Source organism: Streptomyces sparsus (assembly GCF_054776295.1).
The window spans coordinates 1-1,548 of sequence record NZ_BAAHCA010001049.1; the positions used below are offsets into that span (position 1 = coordinate 1).

Consider the following 1,548-nt stretch of genomic DNA (forward strand, 5'->3'; position numbering starts at 1 on the left):
GATGCGCGTGCAGCCGTGCCTGTGCGCCTGAGCAGAGACGGTTGCATGTCCTCCACGTTGTCCGCGGTCTTCCGGCCGTGTCTGTCCCGGCCTGACTGGCTGGCGTCGTCGAAGGTGTTCCGTACCGAGGTCCTGGCGGGCCTGGTGGTCGCGCTGGCGTTGATCCCGGAGGCGATCTCCTTCTCGATCATCGCCGGGGTGGACCCGGCGGTGGGTCTGTTCGCGTCGTTCACGATGGCCGTGGTCATCTCGATCGTCGGTGGCCGCAAGGCGATGATCTCCGCCGCCACCGGCGCGATCGCCCTCGTCATCGCCCCTCTCAACCACGAGTACGGCCTCGGATACCTGATCGGCGCGGTCATTCTCGGCGGTCTGATGCAGATCGTGATGGGCGCCGTCGGTGTCGCCAAGCTGATGCGGTTCGTGCCCCGCTCGGTCATGGTCGGCTTCGTCAACGCCCTCGCCATCCTCATCTTCATGGCCCAGGTGCCCGAGCTGCGCGACGTGCCGTTCGCGGTCTACCCCCTCGTGGTCAGTGGGCTCGCCCTGATGGTCTTCTTCCCCAAGATCACCACAGTGGTCCCCGCGCCGCTGGTCGCGATCGTCATCCTCACCGTGATCACCGTCGGTGCCGGGCTGGCCGTGCCGACCGTCGGTGACAAGGGCGCACTGCCCTCCTCCCTCCCCGTGCCCGGCCTGCCCGACATGCCGCTCACCGTGGAGGCGCTGACGATCATCGCGCCCTACTCGTTCGCGTTCGCGCTGGTGGGCCTGATGGAGTCGCTGATGACGGCCAAGCTCGTCGACGACATCACCGACACCCACTCCAACAAGACCCGCGAGTCCATCGGCCAGGGCGTCGCCAACATCATCACCGGCTTCTTCGGCGGCATGGGCGGCTGCGCCATGATCGGCCAGACCATGATCAACGTGAAGACCTCCGGCGCCCGCACCCGCCTGTCCACCTTCCTCGCCGGCGTCTTCCTGATGGTGCTGTGCATCTCCTTCGGTCCGGTGGTGTCGGACATCCCGATGGCCGCCCTGGTCGCGGTGATGATCCTCGTCGCCTTCGCCACCTTCGACTGGCACTCCGTCCAGCCCAAGACCCTCAAGCGCATGCCGCTGGGTGAGACCGCCGTCATGGCCGTCACCGTCGCCGTCGTCGTCATCACCCACAACCTCGCCATCGGCGTCATCGTCGGTGTCATCACCGCGATGGTCATCTTCGCCAAGCGCGTCGCCCACCTCGCCAACGTCTCCGGCGTCGTCGACCCCGACGGCAACCAGGTCGTCTACTCCGTGACGGGCGAACTCTTCTTCGCCTCCTCCAACGACCTCGTCTACCAGTTCAACTACCGCGACGACCCCGACGACGTCGTCATCGACCTCTCCAGCGCCCACATCTGGGACGCCTCCTCCGTCGCCGCACTCGACGCCATCGAGACCAAGTACGCCGCACGCGGCAAAAAGGCCACCATCATCGGCCTCAACAAACCCAGCGCCGAAATGCACGACAAGCTCGCCGGACAACTCACCGCCGGCCACTGA

General features: G+C 66.5%; 1 protein-coding gene. It reads left to right on the forward strand.

Annotated features, from left to right (window positions below; translation table 11 throughout):
* Positions 1-45 precede the first annotated feature (45 nt).
* Complete coding sequence (locus ACYVE9_RS26195; protein ID WP_461030374.1) at positions 46-1,548, forward strand: SulP family inorganic anion transporter; 1,503 nt, start codon at positions 46-48, stop codon at positions 1,546-1,548.

Coding starts and splice junctions, on each gene's coding strand:
- ACYVE9_RS26195 (WP_461030374.1), top strand. CDS start 46: ATGTCCTCCACGTTGTCCGCGGTCTTCCGGCCGTGTCTGTCCCGGCCT.